The sequence below is a fragment of the Gimesia sp. genome (assembly GCF_048260065.1).
GTDB lineage: Bacteria > Planctomycetota > Planctomycetia > Planctomycetales > Planctomycetaceae > Gimesia.
In genome coordinates this window covers 200063-226126 of record NZ_JBLXHC010000013.1, presented here as the reverse complement: position 1 = coordinate 226126, position 26064 = coordinate 200063, and the positions used below count along the sequence as shown (strand labels likewise).

Annotated in this window: 25 protein-coding genes; 16 read left to right on the top strand and 9 right to left on the bottom strand. The window is 50.7% G+C overall.

Going from position 1 to position 26064, the window contains the following annotated elements; genetic code table 11:
• Positions 1-656, bottom strand: a 656-nt coding sequence (locus tag ACN0YN_RS22950) for a protein kinase domain-containing protein (RefSeq protein ID WP_417387357.1), incomplete at its 3' end; no start/stop codon positions are given.
• 445 nt (positions 657-1101) lie between these two features.
• On the opposite strand from ACN0YN_RS22950, the gene ACN0YN_RS22945 reads away from it, so the two are divergent.
• The 9 genes from ACN0YN_RS22945 (at position 1102) to ACN0YN_RS22905 (ending at position 7976) form a co-directional block, all read left to right on the top strand.
• On the top strand, positions 1102-1521 hold the full coding sequence (locus tag ACN0YN_RS22945; RefSeq protein ID WP_417387356.1) for an RrF2 family transcriptional regulator: 420 nt from the start codon (positions 1102-1104) through the stop codon (positions 1519-1521).
• An 88-nt stretch (positions 1522-1609) separates the two neighbouring features.
• Positions 1610-2134 (top strand): c-type heme family protein, encoded by a 525-nt coding sequence (locus tag ACN0YN_RS22940; protein ID WP_417387355.1) that lies wholly within the window; start codon positions 1610-1612, stop codon positions 2132-2134.
• A complete protein-coding gene (locus tag ACN0YN_RS22935) occupies positions 2115-2540 on the top strand; it encodes a PAS domain-containing protein (RefSeq protein WP_417387354.1) in 426 nt (141 codons plus the stop codon). The genes ACN0YN_RS22940 and ACN0YN_RS22935 overlap by 20 nt, the downstream gene beginning before the upstream one ends.
• Before the next feature lie 123 nt (positions 2541-2663).
• Positions 2664-3239: a DUF488 family protein gene (locus ACN0YN_RS22930; protein ID WP_417387353.1), complete on the top strand. Its 576-nt coding sequence runs from the start codon at positions 2664-2666 to the stop codon at positions 3237-3239.
• 54 nt (positions 3240-3293) lie between these two features.
• A complete protein-coding gene (locus ACN0YN_RS22925; protein WP_417387352.1) occupies positions 3294-3857 on the top strand; it encodes a c-type heme family protein in 564 nt (187 codons plus the stop codon).
• Between the two features lie 83 nt (positions 3858-3940).
• Positions 3941-4939 carry a tellurite resistance/C4-dicarboxylate transporter family protein gene (locus ACN0YN_RS22920; RefSeq protein ID WP_417387351.1) on the top strand — a complete coding sequence of 333 codons (999 nt, stop codon included), beginning with the start codon at positions 3941-3943 and terminating at the stop codon, positions 4937-4939.
• 94 nt (positions 4940-5033) lie between these two features.
• Positions 5034-5582, top strand: coding sequence for a c-type heme family protein (locus ACN0YN_RS22915; RefSeq protein WP_417387350.1), 549 nt, complete (start codon positions 5034-5036; stop codon positions 5580-5582).
• Positions 5583-5862: 280 nt separating this feature from the next.
• Positions 5863-7320, top strand: coding sequence for a hypothetical protein (locus ACN0YN_RS22910; protein ID WP_417387349.1), 1458 nt, complete (start codon positions 5863-5865; stop codon positions 7318-7320).
• Positions 7321-7376: 56 nt separating this feature from the next.
• Complete coding sequence (locus ACN0YN_RS22905; RefSeq protein ID WP_417387348.1) at positions 7377-7976, top strand: hypothetical protein; 600 nt, start codon at positions 7377-7379, stop codon at positions 7974-7976.
• An 88-nt stretch (positions 7977-8064) separates the two neighbouring features.
• Here ACN0YN_RS22905 and ACN0YN_RS22900 read toward each other — a convergent pair whose 3' ends face one another.
• From ACN0YN_RS22900 to ACN0YN_RS22885, 4 genes are all read right to left on the bottom strand, one after another.
• Positions 8065-8355: a hypothetical protein gene (locus ACN0YN_RS22900; RefSeq protein ID WP_417387347.1), complete on the bottom strand. Its 291-nt coding sequence runs from the start codon at positions 8353-8355 to the stop codon at positions 8065-8067.
• An 89-nt stretch (positions 8356-8444) separates the two neighbouring features.
• A complete protein-coding gene (gene comJ / locus ACN0YN_RS22895) occupies positions 8445-8897 on the bottom strand; it encodes a competence protein ComJ (RefSeq protein WP_417387346.1) in 453 nt (150 codons plus the stop codon).
• Between the two features lie 95 nt (positions 8898-8992).
• The gene (locus ACN0YN_RS22890) at positions 8993-9604 is read right to left on the bottom strand and encodes a hypothetical protein (protein ID WP_417387345.1); all 612 of its coding nucleotides are present in this window, start codon (positions 9602-9604) and stop codon (positions 8993-8995) included.
• Positions 9605-9675: 71 nt separating this feature from the next.
• Complete coding sequence (locus ACN0YN_RS22885; RefSeq protein WP_417387344.1) at positions 9676-10560, bottom strand: phytoene/squalene synthase family protein; 885 nt, start codon at positions 10558-10560, stop codon at positions 9676-9678.
• 468 nt (positions 10561-11028) lie between these two features.
• Between ACN0YN_RS22885 and ACN0YN_RS22880 the strand changes: the two genes are divergently transcribed.
• The 3 genes from ACN0YN_RS22880 to ACN0YN_RS22870 all read left to right on the top strand — a co-directional run bounded on the left by ACN0YN_RS22880 (position 11029) and on the right by ACN0YN_RS22870 (position 14180).
• Positions 11029-11931: a DUF1559 domain-containing protein gene (locus ACN0YN_RS22880; RefSeq protein WP_417387343.1), complete on the top strand. Its 903-nt coding sequence runs from the start codon at positions 11029-11031 to the stop codon at positions 11929-11931.
• Between the two features lie 183 nt (positions 11932-12114).
• Positions 12115-13812: a CehA/McbA family metallohydrolase gene (locus ACN0YN_RS22875; protein WP_417387342.1), complete on the top strand. Its 1698-nt coding sequence runs from the start codon at positions 12115-12117 to the stop codon at positions 13810-13812.
• 107 nt (positions 13813-13919) lie between these two features.
• Positions 13920-14180: a hypothetical protein gene (locus ACN0YN_RS22870; protein WP_417387341.1), complete on the top strand. Its 261-nt coding sequence runs from the start codon at positions 13920-13922 to the stop codon at positions 14178-14180.
• A gap of 6 nt (positions 14181-14186) precedes the next feature.
• Here ACN0YN_RS22870 and ACN0YN_RS22865 read toward each other — a convergent pair whose 3' ends face one another.
• Complete coding sequence (locus tag ACN0YN_RS22865; protein WP_417387340.1) at positions 14187-16682, bottom strand: CehA/McbA family metallohydrolase; 2496 nt, start codon at positions 16680-16682, stop codon at positions 14187-14189.
• 44 nt (positions 16683-16726) lie between these two features.
• Positions 16727-17776 carry an aldose epimerase family protein gene (locus ACN0YN_RS22860; RefSeq protein ID WP_417387339.1) on the bottom strand — a complete coding sequence of 350 codons (1050 nt, stop codon included), beginning with the start codon at positions 17774-17776 and terminating at the stop codon, positions 16727-16729.
• Between the two features lie 757 nt (positions 17777-18533).
• Here ACN0YN_RS22860 and ACN0YN_RS22855 point away from each other — a divergent pair.
• From ACN0YN_RS22855 to dnaA, 4 genes are all read left to right on the top strand, one after another.
• Positions 18534-19169, top strand: coding sequence for an RNA polymerase sigma factor (locus ACN0YN_RS22855; protein ID WP_350197989.1), 636 nt, complete (start codon positions 18534-18536; stop codon positions 19167-19169).
• A 3-nt stretch (positions 19170-19172) separates the two neighbouring features.
• The gene (locus ACN0YN_RS22850; protein WP_417387338.1) at positions 19173-19745 is read left to right on the top strand and encodes an anti-sigma factor family protein; all 573 of its coding nucleotides are present in this window, start codon (positions 19173-19175) and stop codon (positions 19743-19745) included.
• A 125-nt stretch (positions 19746-19870) separates the two neighbouring features.
• Entirely contained in the window at positions 19871-20806 is a 936-nt protein-coding gene (locus tag ACN0YN_RS22845) for a GNAT family N-acetyltransferase (protein WP_417387337.1), read from the top strand.
• Positions 20807-21154: 348 nt separating this feature from the next.
• Positions 21155-22672 (top strand): chromosomal replication initiator protein DnaA, encoded by a 1518-nt coding sequence (dnaA, locus tag ACN0YN_RS22840; RefSeq protein ID WP_417387336.1) that lies wholly within the window; start codon positions 21155-21157, stop codon positions 22670-22672.
• Between the two features lie 27 nt (positions 22673-22699).
• On the opposite strand, the gene ACN0YN_RS22835 is transcribed toward dnaA, so the two are convergent.
• On the bottom strand, positions 22700-24916 hold the full coding sequence (locus ACN0YN_RS22835) for a tetratricopeptide repeat protein (RefSeq protein ID WP_417387335.1): 2217 nt from the start codon (positions 24914-24916) through the stop codon (positions 22700-22702).
• A 468-nt stretch (positions 24917-25384) separates the two neighbouring features.
• Entirely contained in the window at positions 25385-25978 is a 594-nt protein-coding gene (locus tag ACN0YN_RS22830; RefSeq protein WP_417387334.1) for a hypothetical protein, read from the bottom strand.
• Positions 25979-26064: the final 86 nt, after the last annotated feature.

Genomic DNA, 26064 nt, shown 5'->3' with positions numbered 1-26064 from the left:
GTATAATCCTTCAGCGGTCGGCCTTCGATGAACGCCATGGTGATGTAGTGCTGACCATCGATTTCGCCGACATCATAAACGGGACAGATGTTGGGACTCCGTAGTGTTGCTGCTGCCCGGGCTTCGCGATAGAAGCGTGCGAGCAGTTCTTCTTCATCGACACCATTCCCGTCACCGAACTTGGGGATCTTCAGCGCCACATCACGATCCAGCTGCGTATCTTTCGCAAGATAAACGGCTCCCATCGCCCCCTGGCCGAGCACCTTTTGAATCGTGTAGCGACCAAAAGTCTCGGAGATCTCAACGCTGGTCGCTGAGCCATTTCCTGACTGATCATAAGCCTGGGTGAGTGATGATTCTGATTCACCTGTCCCCTGGATCATCGTGTGAGCCGTTGCATCTTCGAATGAGATTTTGCCAGGCGCGCTGGTTTCCGTTGACGATTCCTCAGTTTCCACTTTGTCAGACTGCGAGGGAGTTTCCGACTCTTTCCACTGTTTGAAATAGCGTGTCAGTTCAGCGGTATGTTCGGGATGTGCCTCGAGCAATTTCTCAAAGGAAAACTGTTCACCAGCGTCGGTGCGCACTTTGAAATCAGCGATCAACTGATCGATGTTCAAACTCTGCCCGTCAGCCTCTGAAGGTGGGTCGCTCATACCTGCAGCCTGATTTCCAATTCTTGATGGTGCTTAATAAAGCACTGATTAACAGTAAACAGGGAACTCACTGCGTTTACAGCCATCCAGTATGTTCCCCAGACTGACGGCGAAATCTCAACATCACCATCAAAAAATCAGTATTCGAATTACGCACGGTCTTTTATGAATTACATTCTGACCATGTCCACAACTGATCACAAGTCTAAAACAGTCCATAGAGGAGTAGTTACAGGTCAATCATCTAATACCAACTCACAAAGTAGACACTGATAGCGGTTTTTAACTGACTGTGATCTCCCGCTAATTTCTTCTGGAATATCTCTGCTCCACCTTCATTGATATTTTCCGTTCATTTCTCATCTCGTTGACAAATGAGACAAATCACTCTATATTAGGCATAAGATGTATTTATTATGCATATTTAAAAATACGGGACTCGATCATGCAGCTCACCATGCAAACCGATTATGCATTACGAACCCTGATGTATCTGGCATCACAGGATAATCGGGTCACGGTCACCGATGTAGCGGAACTATTTCAGATTTCTTCACACCATGTTGCCAAGGTCGTGAATCAGTTGTCGCGTCTGGGATATATTCGCAGCGTGCGTGGCATGGGAGGCGGCATTGAACTGGCGGTCCCCCTGGAGAAGATCCGCCTGGGAGATGTGATCGAACGCTTCGAGGGAAATTTGCATCTCCTGGAATGTGTCGGCACCGAAAACGTCTGCATCATCCAACCGTTCTGCAAGCTGAAAGGAGTCCTGGCAGAAGCTGAACGAGTTCAGCTGGAATATCTCAACAGTGTAACCCTGGCTGATGTGGCGCCTTCACATCGACAGCTGAAAAGTATCACTTAGTTCGCAGATACGAAAGCACCCCCTACACGCTGTATTATTTCAGAAAGGAATATCCATGTTCAAGACAGGATTCGTGACCAGCCTCGCTGTGACATTTCTGTTGATTTTCACTTTCATTTCGGCAGCTCAAAACCAGCAGCCAGAAAAATCCCCTCCGGCTAAATCGGATCAGCAGCCTACTCAGGCCGCCATCAAGCGCACGCGTGAAACGGTTCAAATGCTTGATGATATTTATAAACAGACAATCGTGCTGATCACGGACAAATACGTAAATAGCGAAGAAGATTTTCCTGCGGGGAGAGCCGCCGTTGAACTGTTCAAGAGGGTGGGTAAGACCGGCTTTCATCAGGTGCGAATTATTGATGCCACTGGCGAGCCCTACGAACCTGAAAATGTCCCAAAGTCTCCCTTCGAAAAAGAGGGGATCCAAAAGCTGAAGTCCGGTAAACCATATTATGAAAAAGTGGTCATTAAAGAGGGACAGGCTTATCTGCAGGCGATGACTCCTGTTCCTGTTGTGATGAAAAAATGTGTCATGTGCCACCCGCACTACAAAGATGTCAAAGCCGGACAGCCAATTGGAGCAATCAGCTATGAGCTACCAGTCAAGTGAGTCTCTGATTGGAGACATCCACCAGGAACTGCTCACGCTACAGTCCCTCATCAATGCGGTCGGAGATGCCATCATCTGCGTCGATCGAGAAGGGATGCTGGTGTTGTGGAACCCCGGCGCAGTGCGTCTGTTCGGCTTCTCAGCCGAGGAAGCAATTGGTGCATCACTCGACCTGATCATCCCTCCTGAATCACGCAAAGCACACTGGGAAGGTTTTTTTGCAGCGATGCAGCAGAATCATACCCGGTTGGGGTCCTCTGTGATCAGAGTCCCCATGCTGCGAAAGAATCAAAGCCAGTTCCCCGGTGCATTAACCGTCGGAATTGTGCGAGGTAAGGACAACAGGATTGAACGGATCGGTGCCATAATCCGGGAAGAGCTTGAGAAAAAAGCCGTCCCGGAGTAAGAAGATTATAGAAATCATACATAGAGCAAAACTAAGCCATCAGAAAAACAAACCGGAAAAGACGCCCGGATTTTAATATTCCTTTTTAAATCTTAACGGAAATACGAATACGAAAATGTTTCCATGTCTGAAGCAATATCAGGACCAGTTTCAGAGAGCCCCCGTATTGACAGTTCAATAACACGTCCGACATTTCAGGTGCGTTCCGTGCAGGAAGGTGATTTCTCCCCCGGCGAAAATCAAGTCTTCGTATGGGTTGAAAGTAATATTCCTTACGGATGTATCAAACAGGACCATTATTGGCTGCCGGAGTTGTACCCCGAAGCAGCGTTAGTCGAATGGTTTTCATTTCGGGAAGACAGATTGAATGAATTCGGACGTCGCTTTCGATCGAAACTTTCAGAACGGGGAAAAATTTGTGAAGAATTGAGACGCCTGGCACACCAAAGCCTGTTAACCCTCGTCTACCGACGGGGAACACCTGCCTGTAATATCGCGATTCTTATCGAAAAACACCTGATCCAGCTGGAATGCCAGTGTCGCTGGGAAGCAGGACTGATGATTGGCGGGTATACCACTCCTGTCAAAAGCGAAATCGAGGCACTGGGAGGGTTATGGTTTAACAATCACAAAACATGGATGATGCCGGACGAGAAAAGCTGGAGAGCAATTATAAACCTGCTCCCAGGCGAATTTTAATCAGACTATAACCACTTTTTAGTCTTTAGAAAAAACAGAACAATGGTTCCCAATATGAAAAAACTGATTGTGTTATTATGTGTTCTGCCTGGACTACTCTGGATCCGGGAAGCTCAACAGGATCGATTATCGAATCCCCTGCAGGCTGAACAGCCAGAGAAAAAAACTGAGCAACACGCTTCAAAATCGCTGCCTGCCACGGTCGATGAAGCCCGCATTCGCGCGAAAATATTACACGAAACGATCCATGGTTCACTGCAGGTCGTGCATCGTGATTTTTTTCTCGAGGATGAAAGTATCGCCATCCCCTCCCACTCGCTGGAAGACGTCTTTAAAGAACTGGATCGCGAGTACGAAATCAAGGTCCGTTGGCTGGCAGTCAACGCCAAGGCCATGAGTATTGATAATGAACCGGTAACGGACTTTGAGAAAGAGGCTGTGAAGGTATTGGCCACTGGGAAACCAGAGTATGAACAGGTTGCTGATAAGAAATTTCAGTTTGCCGGCTCCATTCGTCTGGCATCACAATGTCTGAAATGCCATCTGCCCCGACGGACAAGTAATCAAGACCGGGTGGCCGGGTTAGTCATCTCCATGCCGCTGAAAAAAGGGAACTGAAGCTGCGTCGTTAAACTGGATGCCATCTCACTTGAAAACAATATCTATCAGGTTCAGAAAATCAGACTGGGTCGGAAAGCAAAATGAAATCGTTTGCAATTGTCATGGCTACGGGAATCGTTTCTCTTGCCTGCAGCCAGTTACAACTGACGCTGATTTCACAGGGATTACTGGTCTGTAATCTTATGCTGTCAGGTTACCTGGTGATCTTTAATGGGATCCAGATGAAGAAATATCCACATCAGGTCATCTCCGATTTACTCGCCCCCGCGACCGGATTTGATTCGTTCACAATAGTGGCAGCCTGTTGTATTCTGGGCAACCAGTTTCTTCAGATTATTCATTTGCCGGCACTGGCACTGGCACTATGGTGCGTCAGCCTGGTTATCTGGCTCTTATTGAGTTATTCGCTTCTGACCCGGTTCATCGTCAGGCGGTCTCAATTGGATATTTCAAGAGACGTTCATGGTGGCTGGTTACTGCTTGTGGTAGCAACTCAGGCAGTCTCAGTGTTAGGAACTTCCCTGTCACGCGAATTCACTGTATTTCTAGAATCACTGGTGTTTCTTTCCTTGAGCCTGTGGCTGGTCGGCGGACTGTTATACTTCTGGGTGATTTCACTGATCCTGTATCGGACCATTTTTTTTACGATGAATTCCGCGTCTCTGGCTCCCCCCTACTGGATCAGCATGGGAGCAATGGCGATTTCCACACTCGCAGGAACCAGCCTGATTTCGATTTCCCAAGATTCAATAATCCTGTCTCAGGTTCTCTCTTTTGTAAAAGGGCTGACACTTCTCTGCTGGGTGACAGCAACCTGGTGGATTCCTCTGCTCGTCATCCTGGGAATCTGGCGCCATTTACTTCAGAGAGTCAGCTTTTCATACGACTCGCAATTCTGGAGTATCGTTTTTCCCCTGGGAATGTATTCCGTCAGTACGCATCATCTGGCAGTGAAACTGAATTATTCTCCTTTGATGCTGGGAGCAAACCTGATTGCTTACCTCGCTTTGGGAGCCTGGCTGATCACCATAATAAAGATGACCTATGCCAGATTGCTTGCCGGATCAGCCATGAAATAACCCCCTTTTCATACAGAGATCAGTTAGAGAACGTCATCTCGATCAAAATGGTAACATCAAATTCACCATGTAAACAATAATCAAGGAAAAGAACATGAAATCAAAGTTCCACTGTGCCGCGGCTATTCTGCTGAGTGTATTTTCATCCGTTGCCCTGTCTTTCGCTGAGCCAGCAGAAGAAGGGAACCAAAATAAGAAAACGCCTGCGCAGAAGCTGTCTGTGCCCCAGGCACGTGAACGTGCAACGCTGACCCATCAATTGTATTCTGCAACACTGGATGCCATGCACCAGAGCTATTTTATCAATGAGCGCGCAGCCGTGCCTGCCCGCGTGATGGAAAGCATGTTTACTGAAGTGGAACGTCGGGAAAACATAAAAGCCCGCTGGATTGCCGTTAACGCCAGGGCGATGAGTGTCGATCATGAGCCAAAAACGAATTTCGAAAAACAGGCTGCTGAAGAAATTGCCTCCGGTAAAGTAGCATACGAACGTGTGGAAAACGGCGTGTATCAGCGAGCCGGTTCGATCTCCTTAATGAACCATGGTTGCCTGACCTGTCATGTTGGATTCGGGAAAAAGAATACCAAAGATCGATTCGCAGGCTTAATTATTTCCATCCCGGTCAATGAAAAAAAGAAATGAGCAGTACTCTCGATGCCAGATCCGATTCAGAAGAACCGCCCATGGATCACCGTCCCGACACATCCAAGAATCCAGACTAAAGAAAATCCCCAGGTTACGGAATCGGTACAGGAATGCCTGTGATTTCCCGGAAATTTCGGACTGGCGGTTTTCTGTTGACGATTGGTAAAATAAGGGTGCACTTTCCACGTTTTCCAGAAGAGACCTCGCTGAGACGCCAACTGAAAACGCTGCTGAGAAAGTCAACAGATCAAGGCTCACCCTTTGGAGTACACAAGGTATGCAAGTCTTCCGTCTCAGTCTGATCGTCGAAATTGGTCTTCTCTCAAGTCTGATCATCGCAGGGTCCGGTTGTTCGAACGCGTCTCCCGCGAAAGCACCTCCTCAAACGGAAACTCAAAATAATTCTGACCAGGAAGCAGAGACAGCGGCTGCCTCAACGACTGAACCGGCGGCATCGCAACCTGCAGAACCAGCCGCTGCGAATACAGAAGTCAAAGTCCCCGCCAAACCAGTCACCCCGGCTACGGTAGCAGACGCAGAACAGGTTCTCGACCTGGAGACCTTCCCCTTACCGGCCGGCACGAAAATGCAGAGCCCGCGTCGAATGGCGGCACTCAGCTACTCGGTCGATGGCTCCCTCAAAGACATCCTCGATTTCAACGTGCAGGAACTGACGAAACGGGGCTGGAAAGAAGTGGCCGGCACCCGCCGCGAAGGACCATACACCGGCGCCGACTTCACAAACGGCGATTTCCATTTGAATCTGTCGGTCATGCAACCTGCTCCCAACATGCCGGTCAGTGTCACCTTTGCCCGTTACGGCAATGTGGCTCTGACTTCCCTGCCGGTCCCTGCAGGAGCAAAACAGCTCTATGCATTTCCGGCAACCATCATGTACACAACCGAAGCTCCCGTAGAGAAGACGGCAGCAGAGTGTCGGGAACTGATGTTGAAAGCGGGCTGGACACCTTACGGCAGCGCAGGTACCACGGCCTATTATCGGCAGAATGCGGTCCTGGTTCTGGCCAACGTTATGAGTGCGCCAGGTCAGGGAGGCAAAACGGCTATCACCTACACGAGCAATCTGCTGTCACTCGATCTACCCGCATTCCCGGAAGCCATCGACTTCCGCTACACCGACATGACGACCGAGATCTCATTCGACACGAATTCCACCCCTAAGGAGGTGACCGACTTTTATCGAAAGGAGCTGGCTTCTGCAGGCTGGAAAGCCACGACCGACGAACCGGTCGCCATCGACTGGAAAAAACTCACGATCTTCCGCAAACCGGACCAGGAAATGATCACCGTGACTACCAGCGATTTTGAAGGCCGCACACGCGTACGGATTGATTATCAGACAGCAGCGGAAGTGGCCGAAGAAGAACTGCGTGCCTACGTGGAAGCCGGTAGAAAAGCGACGTATCGCAAAGGAGAGAAACCGGAAGTCAGTATTGTCACCCCGGACAGTAAAACAGTGCAACAGGACCAGCCTTACAGCCTGCGAATGCCGGTCAAACAGGGGACAGCGAATGCAGTCGCGACAGCGGTGGTCGATGCACTCACTGCTGCAGGCTGGAGTGGCAAGACCCCCGCGAAAGCGCCGGTGTTTCGGACCTGGATGCTGCAAAAAGGGGAAGCACAAATCTGGGTGATTGCAACCGAACCGACCAAGGCTGATTCCTGGGTTGCCGTGACCGGTGCCGGTGTGACGTTCAAACCTTCACAGCCCTGAAAAAACAGTCAGAACACAGGGGATCAATCACCCTTTAGCCCCGGATGAGATCAGACATGAAAAGGCGTCACATTTTTATCATCCTCGGTCTGCTCACACTCTCACTGAGTTATGTCAGCGTCACATCCCTGCAGGAGACCCGGCAGGAAGTATTTATTTCGGTTGCCAAAAACAAGTTGAAGCAACTTTCCCTGGGATTTGATAACTACGAATCCCTGAAAGAAAATTCCGTTTTCACTGATGCGATCAACGACAACAGGAGCTGGCGGGTTCTGCTGTCAGAAACATTCCCCGATTTTTTTATGCAGGAAAAAACGAACGACATCCTCAACCAGCCGACACCGGTACCTTTGCGCGATCCGGAGATGTCAATCATCTTCAGAAAAGATGAGAGCGAGACCTCTACATTAACCAGCTTCCGCGCCATCCGGATGAAAACCAGCTACGAAGATGTGAAAGGCAAAACAAGCGACTGGGTGGTCGCTTTTTTACCAATGGACCGGGATGACTGGACCTCACAGGAAACGCTTTCCGAAGCGGACTTCCGAAAGATTCTCTCCAAAGGGGATCAGTCAAAGACTCCTGTCTACCTCGTGACGGAAGCAGGGAAAGTCATGAAAGCGGATTTGTTCTTGAAAGAGAATCAAACTCTGTAGTCAGGGTGAATTCATTGAGAGCAGGTCTGCACACGAGATACAGTCTCTTCCACTGCTTGATCACGACGAAGCCCAGCGAGCGGCGATGCTAACCCTTAGATACCGATTTCATTTCGTTTTCCTGAATGAGAGCGTTTGAACCGGCCTGGTTCTCTTTTTTCGGCTCTGAAACGTCCCAGGTCATGGCTCCCACAATCATAAAACTGATACAGCTGAGTATGGATAACACAACTTTTAAGTAGGTAGGGTAAGGATACAACGGGATCGTATAAGCCATTTCGCTTGCATCATAATATCTCAGATCAAGCGTCAGCAGCACTGCCAGATAAGCTGGTGGAAACACCAGCAGGGACAATAGAAACTTTTTTTTCTTACTCATCAATGAAACTCCTTACAGATAATGAGAGTAAACTTGTATTGATGAAGCTTCAATATAATCGCTGATTCAATTGACTGCGGACCTTAAGCCTAGTCTGCATGCATAATCAGTTCATTCGTCACATCAATCTCGTTATCGGCAATTAATATTTCCGGTATCTGTGATCCGTCAGGTATAAACGTAAACCGACTCCAGCATAAATCATCTGAGTAACCAGTCTCAAACACCAGTTGATAATGGCCCCCCGCTAAACCAACGACACGCCCTTCTGTAATGGTAGCGATCTCCAGATTTTTGCCGACTGGAACATGAAACGGGACTGTGATCGCCCTGATACCATCTGGAATCGGCAGCGTTTCTGATTTACGAACTTCCACAGACATCGGTCCCGCTTCGATCAGTGTTTTGAATGAAACGGATTCTTCACGCCAGCTGAACCCCTGAAGCACATGCTGGTCAGTCCAGTCGTTGAAGGGATTCTCCAATTCGCTGTTAAACACTGCAATCTGTGAATACGATACATCAATTATAAACTTTTCCATTCATCCCATTCCCTCAACTATTATTTTCAAGTCATCACATGGTTTCCATTCGGATTCGAGAATCGACTCTCTACGAAAACCAACGAGAGGTGACACTAATCCTTGTTTGCTGAATCAACTTTTTCGTCAGGTGTGGCCTGTTGTTCGAGTGCTTCGCGAAACTCACGGGCCCGCGGGTCGAGGGTCACCAGCAGGAACTGATACCAGACATTATTTTCCGGCTTGCCTTCAGCGATGCGACGATAACACCACTTCATCGGCATGAATTCCGGCTTGTCAATCTCGTCCGTAAACTGGAGCGTGACGATTTCCGTTTCCGGATCATACTTCCATTCACTCTTTTTGACGGACTTGATGACCTCTCCAATGTAAGCCCCCCACAGATTAGACCAGGCTACGGGAGCGAGAGAACGACGGTCGCGGGAATCCCGCAGATAATGTTCACGCTCCCTGGCGAGTATCTTCTCAACTTCCTGAACTGATTCCGGTGAGTAATCCAGCTCGACATCGAACTGATCATGAGCCAGTTGAACGGCCTGTTCTGCCTGTTTTTTCATGTGCCCGGACACCCCCAGCCTCTGAATTTCCGGCAGCCGAACGTAGTAATGACTCAACTGCACACAGCTGACCACTCCGAGGAGCACAAGCAGAATAGTCACATATATCTTGATATTACTTTTTTGGGGGGCTGCTGTCTCGTCAGTCATGTTCTCGACTTTGCTTCAACAAATCATGGATTTTAAAACTGTGAAGAGAGCCCCTTTTTCCCGAAACTGGCTCACTGCGAAAACCAGCGGGCGGCGACAATCGCTTCGCCGGCGATCAGCAGTTTGCGCCAGCGGGGGAGACCAAAACGGGTGGCGTAGACATTAAAGTCCATGCGTTCCATTTCAGAGAGAATACCGCCGTAAATACGATGCATGGCTTTCAGGATGCGTTGCCCTTCCGGAGAAAGATAATCAAACAGCCGCTCTGAACTCTGGTAATAGCTGCGGGCACGCTCGACTTCGAACTGCATCATTTCGCGAAAACGTTGATCGTAAACCTGTGCCTCGATGTCTGACCGGGTGTATTCAAAGCGGTTCAAATCTTCCTGGGGTAAATAGACACGGCCCATCTGAATGTCTTCTGCCAGATCGCGCAGAATGTTGGTCAGCTGGAACGCCAGACCACATTCGACCCCGGCTGCGAACGCCTGCTCATCGTGAAAGCCCCAGATATGAATACAGCATAAGCCGACCACTCCCGCTACGTGGTAACAGTATTCTTTCAACTGCTCAAAGGTCGTGAACGTGACCGGCTGCAGATCGGATTCAACGCCGGTAATCACCGCGAAAAAATACTCATGGGGGATCCGATAACGTTGAATCACATCCAGCAGCGCAGGGAAACAGGGATGGTAAGGCGGCGCAGCGGAAACACTCTCGTCTTCGAGGAGCAGGTGCAGCTCCCGTCGCCAGATTCGTAATGCATCTCCGCGATCAATCAGACTCAATTCTGACTGATCCCCCAGATCGTCCACCGTGCGCATGTAGGCGTATAAAACACACATCGCCTGGAACTGCTCTTTCCGCAAAGCCAGGAACGAATAATAGAAGTTCCCCGCATTCTGTTTTGCCAGTTGCTGGCAATAAGCATAGGAATCGGACAGGCGTGTATTCATCGAATCTCGGGGGTTCGTTTCTAACAGGGAACAGGTGATTACGGATTTCTATCTTAACTACAGAAACTATAATTGGAAATCCGCCTGCCCACTTCGCCGGTACATCCATTCATAAATATTTCACAATTCCGTCGCCCGGGTGCGGAAATATGCCTGTCTCGACTACAGACATCCGCATCAAACCTGCTCTCCCTGATTTACTTGACGGAATTTTCTTGCTTGAAATGACCCGAAACCCGCGAAAAACAGACAAATCTACTTCTGTTTCCGTTCTTTCCAGCAGTGCATTCAGGAACGGCGTATATTACTTATCCGGGCCGCCATGAATCGCAAACAGGGTTAGTTGCGCACACAATACTCTTTTGCAATTTACTTGCATTAGACATTGACTTCTGCAATTGTTATGTAACAATGATTGCATTGTCAATAATCGTTTAGATTTCTACCCGCCAGACCTGGAGTCGCGTGATGCAGAGTATCAAGCCGGCACGACGTGGATTTACCCTGATTGAACTTCTGGTTGTGATCGCCATTATTGCGATCCTGATTGCCTTACTGTTACCCGCAGTCCAGCAGGCACGGGAAGCCGCCCGTCGCAGCACCTGCAAAAACAATCTGAAACAGATCGGACTGGCCCTGCATAATTACCATGAGACCCACAGTTGCTTCCCTTCCGGCTGGATTGGTGTGCAGCCTGGTGTGGGTCCGAATGTGGAATACGGTAGCGGCTGGGGCTGGGGAACAATGATCCTCCCCTTCATGGACCAGAGCAATATCTACAATAAGATCAATTTCAATCTCGACATCAATGATGGTGCTCAGACTCCGGGCATGATTGATATCGTCCTGACTGCCTATGTCTGCCCTTCCGACCCCGGTCCCAACACATTCGAACTGGAAGAAGAAGGCAGTCCGGGAACCGTGCTGGCGAAACTGGCGCGAGCCAACTACATCGGCGTATTCGGCAGTGATGAACTGGACGATTGCGAATCCGTCTCTCCCGGCACCAACTGCCGCAGTACGGGGCTGTTTTACCAGAACAGCAATACCCGTTTTCGAGATATTACCGATGGCACATCACAGACCCTGTTTGTGGGAGAACGAAAAACCAATCCTGCGAATGGCTGGTATTCAACCTGGGTAGGTGCCGTTCCCGAAGGGGAAGAAACATTTGCCCGCATCCTCGGTGCTACCGACCATCCTCCGAATGATCCGGCTTCCCACTTCGATGATTTCAGCAGCCACCACACGGGGGGAGCTCAGTTCCTGTTTGGCGATGGACGCGTACGATTCATCACCGAAAACATTGACAAGACCGTTTACCAGTCACTCTCGAGTATCCGGGGGGGAGAACTGACCAGCTTCGAATAACCCCCTCTCATTTTTGGCAACGCGAACAGAAGGCGCCGCCAGCAACGACCAGTCAGATGATCAACTGACTGGTCGTTTTTTATTGCCGAAACATGAGATCGGGCTTTGCAGTCGTGCAGGCAACGGCTAACCTGAAGGAATCCGATTCATTCACCTGCGCTGACTGCTGCTGACAAGGTCGCCATGATGTATTTCAAGATCTCGCGTCGTTACCTCACCCGGACTATCCTGCTCTTAGCCTTGCTGGTCGGGTTTTCCAGCTCCCTCTCTACCATATCAGCGGATCTGGCTCTGTTGCAGGTCCCGGTGAAATCTGATTCTAAGCATCCGGAGAAGAAACAACCGGTGTGCAGACTCAAGCTGCGGCTGGTCGAGTTCCAACAGGGACAGGAACGTACAGTGCCCGGATTACTGCGAGTCGTGGATGCGACGGGGCAAACAATTCCTCTTTCTGATCTGCTGAATCGGGGAACCGGCATCAACCGCACGCCGGAATCAGAAGCGACGGGTATTCACAGCTGGTCTGTAATACCAGATGAAATCGAATTCACTGTCCCGCAGACTGAACTCACACTGGAAGCAATCTCGGGACTGGAAACCGAACTCTGTCGTCAGGCAGTCGATCTCAGGGGACAGTTTTCCCGCAAGATCACGCTCCAGCTCAAACCTTTTTCTCAGCTCGCTTCGCGGTATCAATCTGCGAACACGCACCTGCATCTGATGAAACTGACTCGCAAGGAATGTGACAACTATTTGACCCAGGTTCCTGCCGCCGACCGACTGGATCTGGTTTTTATTTCCCATCTGGAACGCGCGATTGCAGATAAAACTTATATCACCAACCGGTATACCAAATCGGACCTGGATTCCCTCTCAGAGAGTGCCGGCGTCCGGTTTGGCTGGGGCGAGGAGCATCGGCACAATAGTTCCGGCTTTGATGAAGGTTACGGCCACGTCATGCTGCTGGACATTCAGAAGCTGATCCAGCCGGTCAGCATCGGTCCGGGTATCATGAAACAGGGAACCGATGGCATTCCCCTGACGCGAGGCATCGATACCGCGGCACGCGATCATGCCACCATCATCTGGTGCCACAATGCCTGGGGGCTGGAGGCCACCCCGAATATCGTTCAGGGTAAAGTCCATGCGGTTAATATTTTTGATGGCGGTACCCGCAGTTCGTTCAAAGACAGTTACTACCAGTATCTGAACGCCGGATTTAAAATCCCCTTCTCAACCGGAACCGACTGGTTTCAATATGATTTCTCACGCGTCTATGCCAGACAAACGGGTCCGGTTACGACATCCTCCTGGTTAACCAGCCTGCGGGCAGGTCGCACATTCATTACAAATGGACCATTACTGGACCTGCGCGTGAATGATCAAATGCCAGGTGACCAGTTGAAACTGACGGCGGCACAGAATCAGATTCATATCCAGGCGGCAGGACGGGGACGGGTGGATTTCCAGAAAATCGAGCTGATCCACAACGGAAACATCATTCTGACTCAGCCCTCATCACCGGTGGGTAATCACTTCGAGGCGCACATTGATCAGCGCATTCCCATCAGTGGTCCCGGATGGATCGCCTTACGCACACCGTCCCCCTCCGTTCCCCCCGATCCGGAACGGCAGCAGAAAACTCCGCTCAACGAATTGGGCCGCGAACTTTTTTCTCATACCAGTCCTGTCTACCTGGAATGGGAGGGGCAGATTTTGCGTATTCGAAAACAGTCGCAGGCATTTCTGACAGAAATGACACAAAATCGAGAAAAAATTGCGAAACAGTTTCTGTTTGCCGATGAACAGGAACGGGCCCAGGTACTGGACGTTTACACTGATGCGATTGAAATACTCAGCCAACAACTGAATTCTGAGTAACCAGATCTCTGTTCGACTCTTGAGTCCCAGGCGTGATTTTCCTAGAATAACCGGCCGGGCAGTCAGCGTGATAAACTGCCATCTCTGTATTCAGAAAGAGTTTTGAAATGAACCGATTCAAACTGACACTGGTTATGTTGTTTACTCTCGCCCAGTGCCCACAGCTGTTTGCTCATCCGGGACACGGTACTCAGGAAGTTGCCAATCCCAATGGAATTCTGCATTATCTGACTGAGCCGGTTCACCTGATTCCGTTTATCGGCGTCGCTGCATTTGTTGGCCTGTTGTTTGCCGGTAAGAAATATCTGCAGCGATCACGCGACCAGCGTCAGAAAGTAACCGTTCGCGTAGAAAATCGTCGCAAGTAATCGGTTTCAATTCACTGCTGCTTCCGCGCGCTGCAGATACGTCTGAATGGCGCGCTGGTAAACCTGCTCTGCTGCCTGTCGTTCTGATTCTGCAATTTTCAGATGTCGATTTTTCCAGAGCAGCTTGATGGTCTCCGCGCACCACAGTGCGCTGTCGCGTGAAGCACGGATCGGCTGTTTCGCGATGATGACATTCACCGGGTTGGTATGCAGTTGAGGAAACTGCCGCAACGCAATCCAGCTGCTGGTCTCTACCGGCACATCAAACTGCAGCGAATGAATTTTTCCATCGGCGGGAACGGCCTGCTTCGCTACCACTTCTCCATTCACCACAATCTCCACGAGTCGTTTCCCGGCGGTGACATATTCGGAATTGCGCGGTGCATGCAGCACGCGCGTGTCTCCCGCTGCCCGGCGACCTTCGGGGGGATCGAGCAGGCCGTAGGCAACCGCCCGCGGCGTTTCAGGCGCGAATGCAACTTTCGCTGCGATCTTTACCCGGCTCGGCTGTTCCAGCTGAATCTCTTCAAAACCAGGCGCGACCTCATTGACCTGGAACTCCAGCGCATGCGCATAACCGTCGGAAACATAACTGCGTCCCTGCCGGATTCCCTGACACCACTGTGTGAAATCGACTTCCGTCTGCTGACCGAGTTGCACGTAAACGCGCCCCTGACCAACGCGCCGGCTGCTCATGCAGGGAAAATCGGTTTCGCCACTCACCTTCAATGGAAAACCGCAGTTTAAAATATGATACCAGGTATTCCATTCCGGGACGCGTTCGGTATCCATCGCACTGATGAAGTCACAAACCCCTTCCGCTGTACTGACACAAATCTCCATTGCACCACCCCCGTTCATTTCGGGAACCGCCAGGTTCGGCAGTTGATCCGCGGCCTCTTCCAGAGCCTGCGTTAATTCATCCAGAGACAACTGACTGTTTCCATCCGCATCAATTGTCGAAAAGGCAGCAGGCAGGAGTCCTGTTGCCGCTTCTTCCGAACTGAGTGTCTGCGACTGGTCCTGATCCCGTTCCTGAATTAATCGTTGCGCCGCGAGAGGAGGATTGACGCGTAATGCCGAATGAGGAAAACCGGTCACGCCCCCCTGCTCTTTACACCATCGCAGTACGGGTACCGTCCAGCTCGGCCAGCCGGTCGTAGTTCCCAGGGTGCCGGGATATGTCTGATTCTGCAGGTTCAACAGACAGACATGCCCCAACGCTGCCGAGCCGAAACCACTGATTTCCAGATCGTATTTGAGCAGAGTCAAAGGTTCGCTGACCCGATCAGCCGTCGAAGCGAAGAACTGCCGCTGGACATCAAAGCAGGGTCCCCAGGTCAGCACACAGCCGACATTCAATCCTTCCCCCTTGACCTGATTGAACATGTCCTGAGGCGTGACTCCCTTAGTGGGATTATCATAGTGGGCACAGCCGGCGGCATGAATGTGATGATCGCCGGAATAAAATCCGAACTCGCGGGGGTTCACCCAGCGTTTCAGATTCACTTCCAGAGTCTGCTCGGCTTCTGCAGAGACATTGACCTTTCGAGTCAGCCTCTGATATTCCGGACCGCGACTGAACTCCATCTCCAGTTCGCCGGCTGGCAGCATCACGGTATCACCATCCTGCCGATAAATCTGGGGTTGAAAAAAGAAATCGGGAGCCAGCCGTTTGGCCTGCAGTGGATAGACGCGTCCCTGCGCATCTCGAAACATCAGCCGCGCCGCGGTAGGTGCTCCGTCAAAGTCTTTGATGGCAAGTTTCACGGGAACCGCAGGGCGCACATCAAACAGCACCGGCACTTCGCCACGAAAGCCGATATCCTGCGTGCCCGCTCCAACATCAAAACCGAGTGTCGCTTCCCGTTTCCCCGATTCATGACAGTAAATCAGCGCGAGCACATATTCGACTTCCAGTCCACTCAGCTTGACGGTCATCGGACTCGCCTGAAACAGTTCGACCTCCAGAAAACGATCTGTGGCGCTGGCCTTGTTTTCGTTCCGGTTCAATTCCGGCTGGGCCTGCCGCTTGAGAGAATTCAAAGCGGCTCCCGAATACACGGGGCCTGCCTGGGGACTGGAGATCTGCAACTGCCTGGTCACCGTACTTTGATTGACTACCTTCACCACAAACGGCGTAAAGCCCCCCTGCTGCAAAACAGCGTCGGCAGGACCCCGGGCGACTTTTGTCCGTACTTCCGGGTTCAGTGAAACGAGGCACAGGACTTCCGCATCGAGTAATCGTTGAATCGCAGCAGCATCCCGTTGATCGCAGGCAGTGTTAAGTTTCTGAACCAGAGGCGCGGGTAACGGTGCTCCCAGGTAATCCAGCGCAGAAATGAGGCGTTTGACATTTGCCGCCAGCGGCTGTCCTTCCACTGCTTCCACCGGGAGAGACTCTGCCCGCAGATTCCCCGAAGTGAAGAACAAGAACAGGCAGACGATCATCCAGACCGCGCGTCCTGGTTTCGCATCAGCAGCAATACGTTCGGCGTTCATGACTGTTCCTCACCTGAGCCACAGCATGCCAGGCAATTGCTGTTTTACTCTACGGAAAATTTATGGATCGTGGTCTGTTCGTAAACCTGGCCCGGCTTGAGGATCGTGCTGGGAAACTCCGGCTGATTGGGGGAATTCGGAAAATGCTGTGCTTCCAGACAGAGCCCGCCATTTTTCGGATAACCGCCACTGGCCGGTGTACCATCCAGAAAGTTCCCCGTATAGAACTGCACGCCAGGTTCGGTTGTCAGAACTTCCATCACACGACCCGACGCAGGATCTTTGACCCGGGCACAAAAGGCGGGCTGCTTTTCGCTGGAATTGACCACCCAGCAATGATCATAGCCCCCTTCCACCTGACCGATCCGCTCACCAATTTTATGAGCTGACGTAAAATCCATCGGAGTCCCTTTGACGGGCTTCAGCTCCCCGGTCGGAATCGCTTCGTCAGTCACAGGCAGATACTGATCGCAGTTGAGAACCAGTTCATGATCCAGAACAGTCCCTGTACCGGCCAGATTCCAGTAACAGTGATTGGTGACGTTGATAGGCGTTTCCTGATCGCTGGTCGCGGTGTAATCGATTTTCAGTTCGTTATCGTTATTCAAAGAATAGACGACCTTCAAAGTCAGTTTGCCGGGATAGCCTTCTTCCCCATCGGGACTGACCAGACTCAACCGCACGCCGACTTCATCTTTCGTACTGAAACTTTCTGCCGCCCAGACTTTTTTATCAAAGCCCGATTCGCCGCCGTGCAGATGACTGGGAGGATTATTCTGAGCCAGTTGATATTCTTTACCGTTGAGAGAGAATTTTCCGTCCTTGATGCGGTTGGCATAACGTCCGCAGATGGCACCGAAATAAGGGCCTTTTTTCTCATAAGCGGCCAGCGAATCAAAACCCAGCGTGATATTTTCTGATTTCCCCTCTTTGTCGGGCAGGTAAACCGAGGTCACAATCGCGCCATAGTTAATCACGTTGACGCTGGTCCCTTTATTATTTGACAGCAGGAACTGAGTAATCTCCTGACCATCCGCGGTGGTTCCGTAAGGCTCTTCCTGAACGGTCAACTGAAAATCATTTCCGGTATTCATGTCTGCATCCTTCGCACTGGTTTGATCTGAAGCGTCTTTTCTGGAGTCGGGGGAGGGTGACTTTTCCTCTGAACAGCCTGTAAGCAGAATTAAAGCGCTGAAGATTCCACTCCAATATTTCCGTTGCATCATTAAAAGGTCCTCTCGCTACCGACGGGATGTAATTGACAGGCTCAGTTCAAAGGTCTCTCCAGACCAGAATAACAAATCCTACTGCAAATGTAATGCAGAAACGAATTCGTCAGCCGCTACGATTCCAGAGACAAAACATCGGGCTACGGAAATCGAATTTTAGGAGCGAAAACGGCTTCGATCAGCGATCCAGCAGCGCTGCAGCAAGACGAGAAGATCGGACGTTTTAGCCCAGCTGTAGTGAAACATGGAATTCTCACAGGTAGACCTGGGGAGAAAATTCTTCGTCACTGAAAAATCGCAGAAATATTTTTCACTCCCTTCACTCAGGAAATCAGGGGTACTCATGTATTCGCCCGGACACTAAATTTAGGTTAATATTTCAAGACATTGATGTTAACAAACACCACAAACACATAAAAATAAACAACTTACGCTATTATCAAACAGAATCGACGATTCCTCCCCAAAACAATTGAGAGGAAGTTATAATTAAAGACAGGCGAATTGATTTGGAGAATATGGGATTCTGTTCCAGAATCTTTACTAAATTCCCATCATTTCTCCTCTCTCTGGCGTAGTAATAAACAGAGCGTGTCAAATAACGCGGAGAGGGGAGGTAGACATGCAGTTAGAAATGGTCGATAAAAAAATTGAGGAACGAGACTCTTTGCCATCGGGGGGTGTCACCAGTGACGCTCGTCTGGTTGAAGCAGCTCGCAAGGGTGACGACAGCGCGTTTGGCGAATTGGTCCTGCGTTATGAGCGCAGATTAATTCGTGTGCTGATTCAGTTCGTCAAAAGCCCGGACCTGGCAGAAGATCTGGCTCAGGATACATTCCTGAAAAGCTATGAGCGTCTCGATCAGTTTGATACATCCAGGAGATTTGGTCCCTGGCTGTTCCGGATCGGTGTCAATCAGGCGCTGGACTACCTGCGAAAACAGAAGCGAAGAGGCTGGTGGCTGTTATTCAGTGACAGTCCCTCGGATACTCCTTTCGATCCCTCAGTGCCGGATCCAAGGAATAAAATTGATATCAATCAGGAAGTTCAGGCAATCCTTGAAGAAATTCCTGAGAAATATCGTACCGTGCTCGTATTGCGTGATCTGGAAAACTTTTCTACTTCGGAAATCGCTGCGATCCTGGACCGAAAAGAAGCAACCATTCGCTGGCGACTGGCAGAAGCAAGAAACCGTTTCCAGAAACTGTGGTCTAATCGTCAAAACGTAGAAAGCTCCATGTCGGGCAAGGAACAATAAGACATGTACTGCGCACAATGTAACGGTTTGAAATCGCGCGTCGCTCTGGCAGTCGGTAACGATCTCTCGGACGACGAACTCAAACTACTCGAAAAACAACTTAAAAACTGTGAGCAATGTCGCTCACAATATGATCAGCTGCAAAAAAGCTACGAAGCCCTGCAAAATCAGTTTGACAGTGCGCCTGTCCCCTCTCTGCAGGATAGTGTCTGGCCTCAGGTGTCTGCTAAAATTGCCGCCCGTCGCCGGAAAAACAGGCCGACGCGGTTTAATGTACTGCTGCCGACACTGACAACCATTGCCTGCTGTCTGGCGCTCATGCTGGTTACCAATAAACCTCGCTTGGAGCAACAGTCATTTGCCCCGGCTACGGAATCGATTCATCCGCTGAATCCGAACCTGAATCAAAATTTTTTGAATGCCGGCAGTACTCCGCTCCGCGATTTTTCCGATCAGGCGTGGGATTCGCCGTCAAAACAGTCGCTGGAACGTCAGACGAACCCTTATGGATACGAGTTGCCTCGTCTCCGCCATGATTCTCCGAGTTCCCATCAGTTGCATTCGGTAAAATTTTAAGTTCAACTCCTCATTCCTGAACTCAGGCTGGTCAATCGACCAGCCTTTTTTTTATGATATCAGCAAAGTCATATCCTCTCATCAATCGGGTGACATGAATCTGTCTCAGGAATTACACGCTGCTTATGTCGATCACCGTCTCACAAGCGTCACCGGAAGAGTGGCCTGAAGCATCCGCACTGATCTTCACTGATGCAGATGCAGTGGATCAGGACCTGCAGATCAGGGAATTTCTTGATTCCATCAAAGCGGATCAGAACGGTCGTAAGCAGCTGCTGGTTGCCCGGGAAAGGGGAGAGCTGCTGGGAGTGGGAGTCCTGATCTTTACCGATGCAGCGACGGCATTTATCTGGCCCCCCTTTACATCAAGGACCGATTGCGCGGCAGCGTTACTGCAGGAGATGGCGGCCCGCATCGATCAGTCTGAAGTCAGTATCGGCCAGGCGTTGCTTGAGCCCGGACAACTGAACCTGAGACGATTACTGACGCAAAATGGATTCCCTCACCTGACGAATCTTTTGTTCATGCGACATCCTCTGAACGATGTGCCAGCCCAGGGAATGCTGGCGTCGGAGCAGATCCAATGCGTCCCCTTTGATGAACAGACAAATCGCAATCGCTTCCTGGCCCTGCTGGATCTGTCCCATCAGTTTTCTTTTGACTGCCCGGCGCTGAATCACTGCCGGACAGCGGAAGAATCTCTGGAATCCCATCGCAGTTCGGGAGATTCTGACCAGCAGCACTGGTACCTGTTTCAGCGTGAAAACAACGATCTTGGAGTGCTTCTGTTATCCGAACATCGGAGCGAGAAACTCTGGGAAGTGGTCTACATGGGAGTCGCGCCGGAACACCGTGGGAAAGGCTATGGTGCCGCTTTTATCGAGTTTGGTTTACAACAGGCGCAGGCCCATCAGCAGTCTGCTCTGATGCTTGCCGTCGATCACAAAAATTCCTACGCGATAAAGATTTATGAAAAATCAGGTTTTATCAGACAGAACACATTGAGCGTGCACGCGCGACTGCGATCGCATTTCGCAGAAAAAAAACCGAAAATTCATTAACATGTTTTGAACACGCGAAAGATGAGTCCATTAAAATTTTTTTTGATGAAAACTCCAATTTTCTGCTGGTAAAACCGCTTTTGATTTCGGTCTGAAAATTCTGTAAAAAATCCGTCGCGTTTCTGTTTGACTCTCTGAGGATTCAAGCTAGTATCAGTCCCACTGAATGAGTAAACGCAGCGTCGTCCAAGACCAATGCCTTAAATCTTTTCGGCGCTGTAAACAATGGAGCTTTTTAGCGCATCATTTCTTAATATACCTCACAACCATGATCGATACGGAACGAGCAGGATTTCGCTCTTTCCTGTATTATGGGTGGGAATGTTGCGCGCGGGGGGAGGGTGCAAGATGCAACCCACGTCTTTGGCAGTGGAGGGTACGCTTTGTGCTGAATCAGCCGGGCGACCAACGGAAGCCAAGCTGGGGCCTGTTACAACCGAGTCAGACGAGCAAGCAGCCTTTCGATTGCTTGCGCAGCAAGTCGGTCAGCGCAGTTACCAGAACTGGTTCGCAGGAAAAGTCAGTCTCAAGCTGGACGCCAATCTCCTCATCATGGGAGTCGCCAGCCCGTTCTTACTGACCTGGATGCAGAAGAAGTTTTCCTCCGAGATCTATGCTACAGCGATTGCCTGCATCGGACCTGCAGCGGAATATCGCTTTGAAGTCGATCCGGTACTGGCACGCCAGGAGATGAGTTCGAAAGATCAGCCTGGCTCTGCGACAGTGACAGCAGAAACTTCCGCTGGCAAACCGCAGCCCCAGGCGGAACGGAAATCAGAACGCATCGATGAAGGACACAAACCGGCACAACCGTCCCCCTACAAAGGCAGACGCTTCGCCGATCTGTCGACCTTTGTCACAGGAAAATCGAATCAGCTTGCCTACATGGCAACGCTACAGGCGAGCGAACAACCGGGCGCATTGTATAACCCGCTGTTCATTCACGGCGGAGTCGGTCTGGGAAAGACCCATTTGCTGGAAGGATTTTATCGGAAGATTCGACAACAGTACCCTTCCCTGCAGGTCGTGTTTCTGACTGCAGAATCATTCGGAAATTACTTTTCGAAAGCCTTACAGGAACGGTCTCTGCCCAGCTTCCGTCAGCGGTTTCGCAACGTGGATGTGCTGATCATTGATGACATCGATTTTTTCGAATCCAAGCGCATCTTTCAGGAAGAACTGCTACACACGATCAAACACCTGGAAAGCCATGGCAGACAACTGATCTTTTCGTCCGACCGACATCCCCGTCTGTTAACGAAAATGAGTGAAGAACTCACCACCCGCTTTCTTTCGGGACTTGTCTGCCGGGTAGAATCGCCGGAAACAGAACTGCGGCTGCAGATCGCCCGTCAGCGCGCTTTGCAACTCAAAACACCCATTACCGAAGGTGCACTGGAATATGTTGCCAGACGGTTCTCACAAAATGTGCGGGAACTGGAAGGCGCGATGAACTGCCTTCAGACCTGGCATGTGATGACGAAACAGAAAATCACCACCACGATGGCGCGTCAGGTTCTGGCAGACCTCGAACGGGACTGTATCCGAATTGTCAAACTGGATGATATCAAACAGATCGTCTGCACAACGTTCGGAATTTCGGAAGCCGATCTGAATTCGTCTCGTCGTTCCCGCAATATCAGTCAGCCTCGCATGCTGGCGATGTTCCTTGCCCGGAAACTGACTCAGGCTGCCTACAGCGAAATCGGAGACTTTTTTGGCGGCCGCAATCACAGCACCGTGATGTTCGCCGAGAAAAAAGTGCGTCAGTGGCTCAAAAACCAGAATTCCATCCGGGTCGCGCTGCAGGACTGGTCCACCGAAGACATTATCGAATCGCTGGAGCAGCAACTGCTGGCCAGTTAATCAATTTCCTGCATCGCGGGTTGTAATTTAATATTGTCCCTGCGAAGTCGAGTACTGACCGGGAACCGGGACGGGCTGTGCTCCCCACTGAAACCGCGAGGGAGCGGACTGATTCGAATTCGGGTTCATGAGCAGCTGCCGATTCTGATCTGCTGTCTGTTGAACAGCCTGATAAGCTCCCTGTTGCGCGCTCTGCTGTAGCTCGGCACTGGTCGTCCGCATGTTCGCAGGCGCGAAAGCCGGATTCGTGGAATACATGGCTGATTGTGGAAGTTCCGAAGGCAACTGGGGAAAGCCTCCCGCATTCTGCACAGGCTGCATGCCCTGTCCCTGATAACCTTTCTGTCCGGCAGGTTGATTTGCGTATTCATAGCCGGCCTGACGAACGCCACCTGCCTGCTGCTGTTGATAGGCCGACGGATCATATTGCACCTGGCGAATATTCTGACCGCCCATTTGATAGACATTCTGCTGCGGAACCTGTGCGGATGCCGGGATCAATGTTCCTACCTGCATCTGAGAACTCATCAAAGTCGAATTCCCGTTTGTATTCTGTTGTACTTCCGCGACCGGGAACATCTGACCGGGGCCTGCGTTCATTCCCGCTCGCGCTGCTTCCTGAAGCTGTGCCTGATCTGTATTCTGCTGCAGGTTTTCCGAATACTGATTCTCCGTATTCAGATTCTGTTGAGTGGAATTGATGCGATAATCGGGAAACTGTCCCGGTACCTGATACTGATTGCCATACAGAGGCTGTCCGGCCTGAGGCATATTGACGGGCCTCGACTGCTGTGGCATTTGCTGTCCGGACATGTTCTGATACTGCCCCTGTTGTGCCTGGGGAAATCCCTGTCCTGGCTGGTTCTGATACTGTTGATTCTGATACTGATTCTGTGGTGCCTGCTGGACGGGTTGATTCTGCTGCTGTTCCTTCATGGCCCAGTAGTTGGAGGCATCGACGGCCTGACTGATTCCCGGATCTCCTGCCGGAGGCCACGCCTGAATCTGAGCGTCAGGATCGACATACTGCACAGGAGCAGGCTGAGGAGCATGCACCAGATGCTGTGGATTTTCCTGATACGGTAATGGGTTCTGTGGCGCACTGGCTGTCTGTGGCATCATGGATCGCTGTGGACTGATGGCCGGCAGTTCCTGAACGGCGCCGCGGGTCTGGACTGCTTTATCCCGCTCGCGTCGCATCATTTCTGCGATCTGCTGGGTAGGATTCAGGCCTGCAGGATTCATGGCAGGTGCTGCCGGTTGTGCCTGGTACTGCTCGATTCCGTTCTGTCCCGTCGCATATTGAATCGGCTGTTGCTGTTCGGTCTGAACCTGCTCTACCGGCTGAATGCCCGCTGACAGATTCGCAGGTGCAACCCGCTGTACGTTGTGTTGTGTCATCCCCGACTGCGCCAGGTTCATCTGACCCTGATTCATCTCCGGATTGACGCCTGGGAAGAGTTGTGCGAATTTCTGACGCGCCTGTGCTTCGCCGCTGGTCATGCGAAACAGAGCCAGCGCCTGATCGTATTGTCCCGTGCGACCATAGTACCAGCCCAGGTGATCGAGCGAGCGCGTATGATTGGGTTGATACTTGAGTGCTTCTCGCAGATATTTTTCACCGTAGTCATCCCGTCCCTGCAGCATATACGAATAGCCGATATCACTCAGCAGATTCGAATTGGCAGGATCCAGCTTCAATGCTTTCAGGTAATAAGCTTCTGCTGCAGGATAGTTTTTCTTTTTATCTTCAATGATCGCCAGACGATGCAGGGCTTCAAAATGATGGGGGTCCATCACCAGCACACGCTGATAATACCCCTGTGCTTTTTCGAGGTTCCCTGAGCGATCTGCATCGTAAGCCAGATTCAGTTCCTGTTGTACTGACGCATCATCAGCTTGCGCAAGTGAAGTTTGCGGAGCACTGATCGGCAGTGCCCTGGATTCTGTCTTGGCTGCAGAGGGATTTATTTTCTGATCCAGAATCGAAATCTCCGCCAGTTGTTCCGAGTCATCCTGCTGCTCATTTCGTGTGCGCCGGCTCTGTCGACCTTTTTTCCGCTCCTCTGCCATGGCAACTCTCAGTTTCTTCTGGATATCTGACTCGCTCTTTTTCTCTGCAGCGCTCGATGCCAGATCATCAGTCGACTTCATGCTTTGCGCAAAAGGACCGGACTGACAACCGTTGAACAGAAGAAAACAGCAGGACAGGACAGCAAGATATTGAAACATTCGAGCTTTCATCTGGTATCAACCTTGATTCAGCGAGGGAAGATCGCTCAGTTTAATTCGACTCAATTTGATATGGACTAAGTACCCTCAATCATGACCCGAATCGGCTACGGGAATTCCAGACTTCTGATCAGAAAACAATCAGATATTTTCTGACTGGAACACCAGTGGGCTCAGACTCTGCCATGCAATTGAAAGCGGAGATATGTGATATTGTGATTTGGTAGGAATAGATGTGAGAGAGAAAGGTATCAGGCGCGGATTCTATGTCGATCGGGAAATCATGTCGATACGAATTTCCGAAACGCCATCAAAACGGGCAGATCCAGGTAACCTCAGTAAGAACGGCCTGAACCACAAACAGCATAAACCACTACTATATAAACACTTAAAACGCCGCAGCCCAGCAGGAACTGCGACGTTTTTGTATTGTTCTTTCAATCAGCTTTCTTCACTGACGGGTGCGGACTTTAAATTTGATTAAAATCCAAAGCCACCACCACCGCCACCGAATCCACCGCCGCCGCCACCACCAAAACCGCCACCGCCCCCGAAACCACCACCCAGACTTCCTCTCGTCGAGATGAAGCGATAGTAGTCGATTTCTGCTTCGCGCGAATTCAGGGAACGCCCGTATGGAGTCGAGACAATCGTTCGCTGGTCGGCGTCCTGATTACCCAGATCGGTCAGAATGCGGGCAACCAGCTGGCGTCGATAGGCGTCCAGTTCCGGAGCGTAGTTGTTATCACTACGCTCGACGATTACAGGATAGGGAGCGCTTCGCATGCGGGCGCCGATTTCGAGAATATGATCTTTTCCGTTTGTCGTCAGCTCGGCACTATTATCAATAAATTCGTTGCGGTTGATAATAAAATCAACGGCTTCCGCATTGGATTCCATCGTATGGTAATGCGCGCGATTCACGCTGCCCAGAGGATAAACTTCGGGTATTGCATAAGAACGCTTGTGAACGCCCCAGTTGCCTCCCCCTCCCCAGCGGCAGCAACCGGCAACCAGCAAAATACAGCTGGTTGTCAGAACGAGTTTTTGAAAGATTGAAAAACGGACCATCATGTCCCTCAGTTGTTTTACGACAACGTAGTCACTGCCTGGATATTAAAAGTACGAGAGCGGCTTCGATCTGAAGCCGTGTCGTAGTT

What these genes read in the sequence shown, in the direction of transcription:
- ACN0YN_RS22835 (WP_417387335.1), bottom strand. Translation starts at nt 24,916, where the DNA reads ATGAAAGCTCGAATGTTTCAATATCTTGCTGTCCTGTCCTGCTGTTTT.
- ACN0YN_RS22930 (WP_417387353.1), top strand. Translation starts at nt 2,664, where the DNA reads ATGTCTGAAGCAATATCAGGACCAGTTTCAGAGAGCCCCCGTATTGAC.
- ACN0YN_RS22925 (WP_417387352.1), top strand. Translation starts at nt 3,294, where the DNA reads ATGAAAAAACTGATTGTGTTATTATGTGTTCTGCCTGGACTACTCTGG.
- ACN0YN_RS22900 (WP_417387347.1), bottom strand. Translation starts at nt 8,355, where the DNA reads ATGAGTAAGAAAAAAAAGTTTCTATTGTCCCTGCTGGTGTTTCCACCA.
- ACN0YN_RS22845 (WP_417387337.1), top strand. Translation starts at nt 19,871, where the DNA reads ATGTCGATCACCGTCTCACAAGCGTCACCGGAAGAGTGGCCTGAAGCA.
- ACN0YN_RS22885 (WP_417387344.1), bottom strand. Translation starts at nt 10,560, where the DNA reads ATGAATACACGCCTGTCCGATTCCTATGCTTATTGCCAGCAACTGGCA.
- ACN0YN_RS22890 (WP_417387345.1), bottom strand. Translation starts at nt 9,604, where the DNA reads ATGACTGACGAGACAGCAGCCCCCCAAAAAAGTAATATCAAGATATAT.
- ACN0YN_RS22865 (WP_417387340.1), bottom strand. Translation starts at nt 16,682, where the DNA reads ATGAACGCCGAACGTATTGCTGCTGATGCGAAACCAGGACGCGCGGTC.
- ACN0YN_RS22860 (WP_417387339.1), bottom strand. Translation starts at nt 17,776, where the DNA reads ATGAATACCGGAAATGATTTTCAGTTGACCGTTCAGGAAGAGCCTTAC.
- ACN0YN_RS22910 (WP_417387349.1), top strand. Translation starts at nt 5,863, where the DNA reads ATGCAAGTCTTCCGTCTCAGTCTGATCGTCGAAATTGGTCTTCTCTCA.
- ACN0YN_RS22850 (WP_417387338.1), top strand. Translation starts at nt 19,173, where the DNA reads ATGTACTGCGCACAATGTAACGGTTTGAAATCGCGCGTCGCTCTGGCA.
- ACN0YN_RS22875 (WP_417387342.1), top strand. Translation starts at nt 12,115, where the DNA reads ATGATGTATTTCAAGATCTCGCGTCGTTACCTCACCCGGACTATCCTG.
- ACN0YN_RS22945 (WP_417387356.1), top strand. Translation starts at nt 1,102, where the DNA reads ATGCAGCTCACCATGCAAACCGATTATGCATTACGAACCCTGATGTAT.
- ACN0YN_RS22870 (WP_417387341.1), top strand. Translation starts at nt 13,920, where the DNA reads ATGAACCGATTCAAACTGACACTGGTTATGTTGTTTACTCTCGCCCAG.
- ACN0YN_RS22905 (WP_417387348.1), top strand. Translation starts at nt 7,377, where the DNA reads ATGAAAAGGCGTCACATTTTTATCATCCTCGGTCTGCTCACACTCTCA.
- ACN0YN_RS22915 (WP_417387350.1), top strand. Translation starts at nt 5,034, where the DNA reads ATGAAATCAAAGTTCCACTGTGCCGCGGCTATTCTGCTGAGTGTATTT.
- ACN0YN_RS22855 (WP_350197989.1), top strand. Translation starts at nt 18,534, where the DNA reads ATGCAGTTAGAAATGGTCGATAAAAAAATTGAGGAACGAGACTCTTTG.
- dnaA (WP_417387336.1), top strand. Translation starts at nt 21,155, where the DNA reads ATGCAACCCACGTCTTTGGCAGTGGAGGGTACGCTTTGTGCTGAATCA.
- comJ (WP_417387346.1), bottom strand. Translation starts at nt 8,897, where the DNA reads ATGGAAAAGTTTATAATTGATGTATCGTATTCACAGATTGCAGTGTTT.
- ACN0YN_RS22830 (WP_417387334.1), bottom strand. Translation starts at nt 25,978, where the DNA reads ATGATGGTCCGTTTTTCAATCTTTCAAAAACTCGTTCTGACAACCAGC.
- ACN0YN_RS22935 (WP_417387354.1), top strand. Translation starts at nt 2,115, where the DNA reads ATGAGCTACCAGTCAAGTGAGTCTCTGATTGGAGACATCCACCAGGAA.
- ACN0YN_RS22880 (WP_417387343.1), top strand. Translation starts at nt 11,029, where the DNA reads ATGCAGAGTATCAAGCCGGCACGACGTGGATTTACCCTGATTGAACTT.
- ACN0YN_RS22920 (WP_417387351.1), top strand. Translation starts at nt 3,941, where the DNA reads ATGAAATCGTTTGCAATTGTCATGGCTACGGGAATCGTTTCTCTTGCC.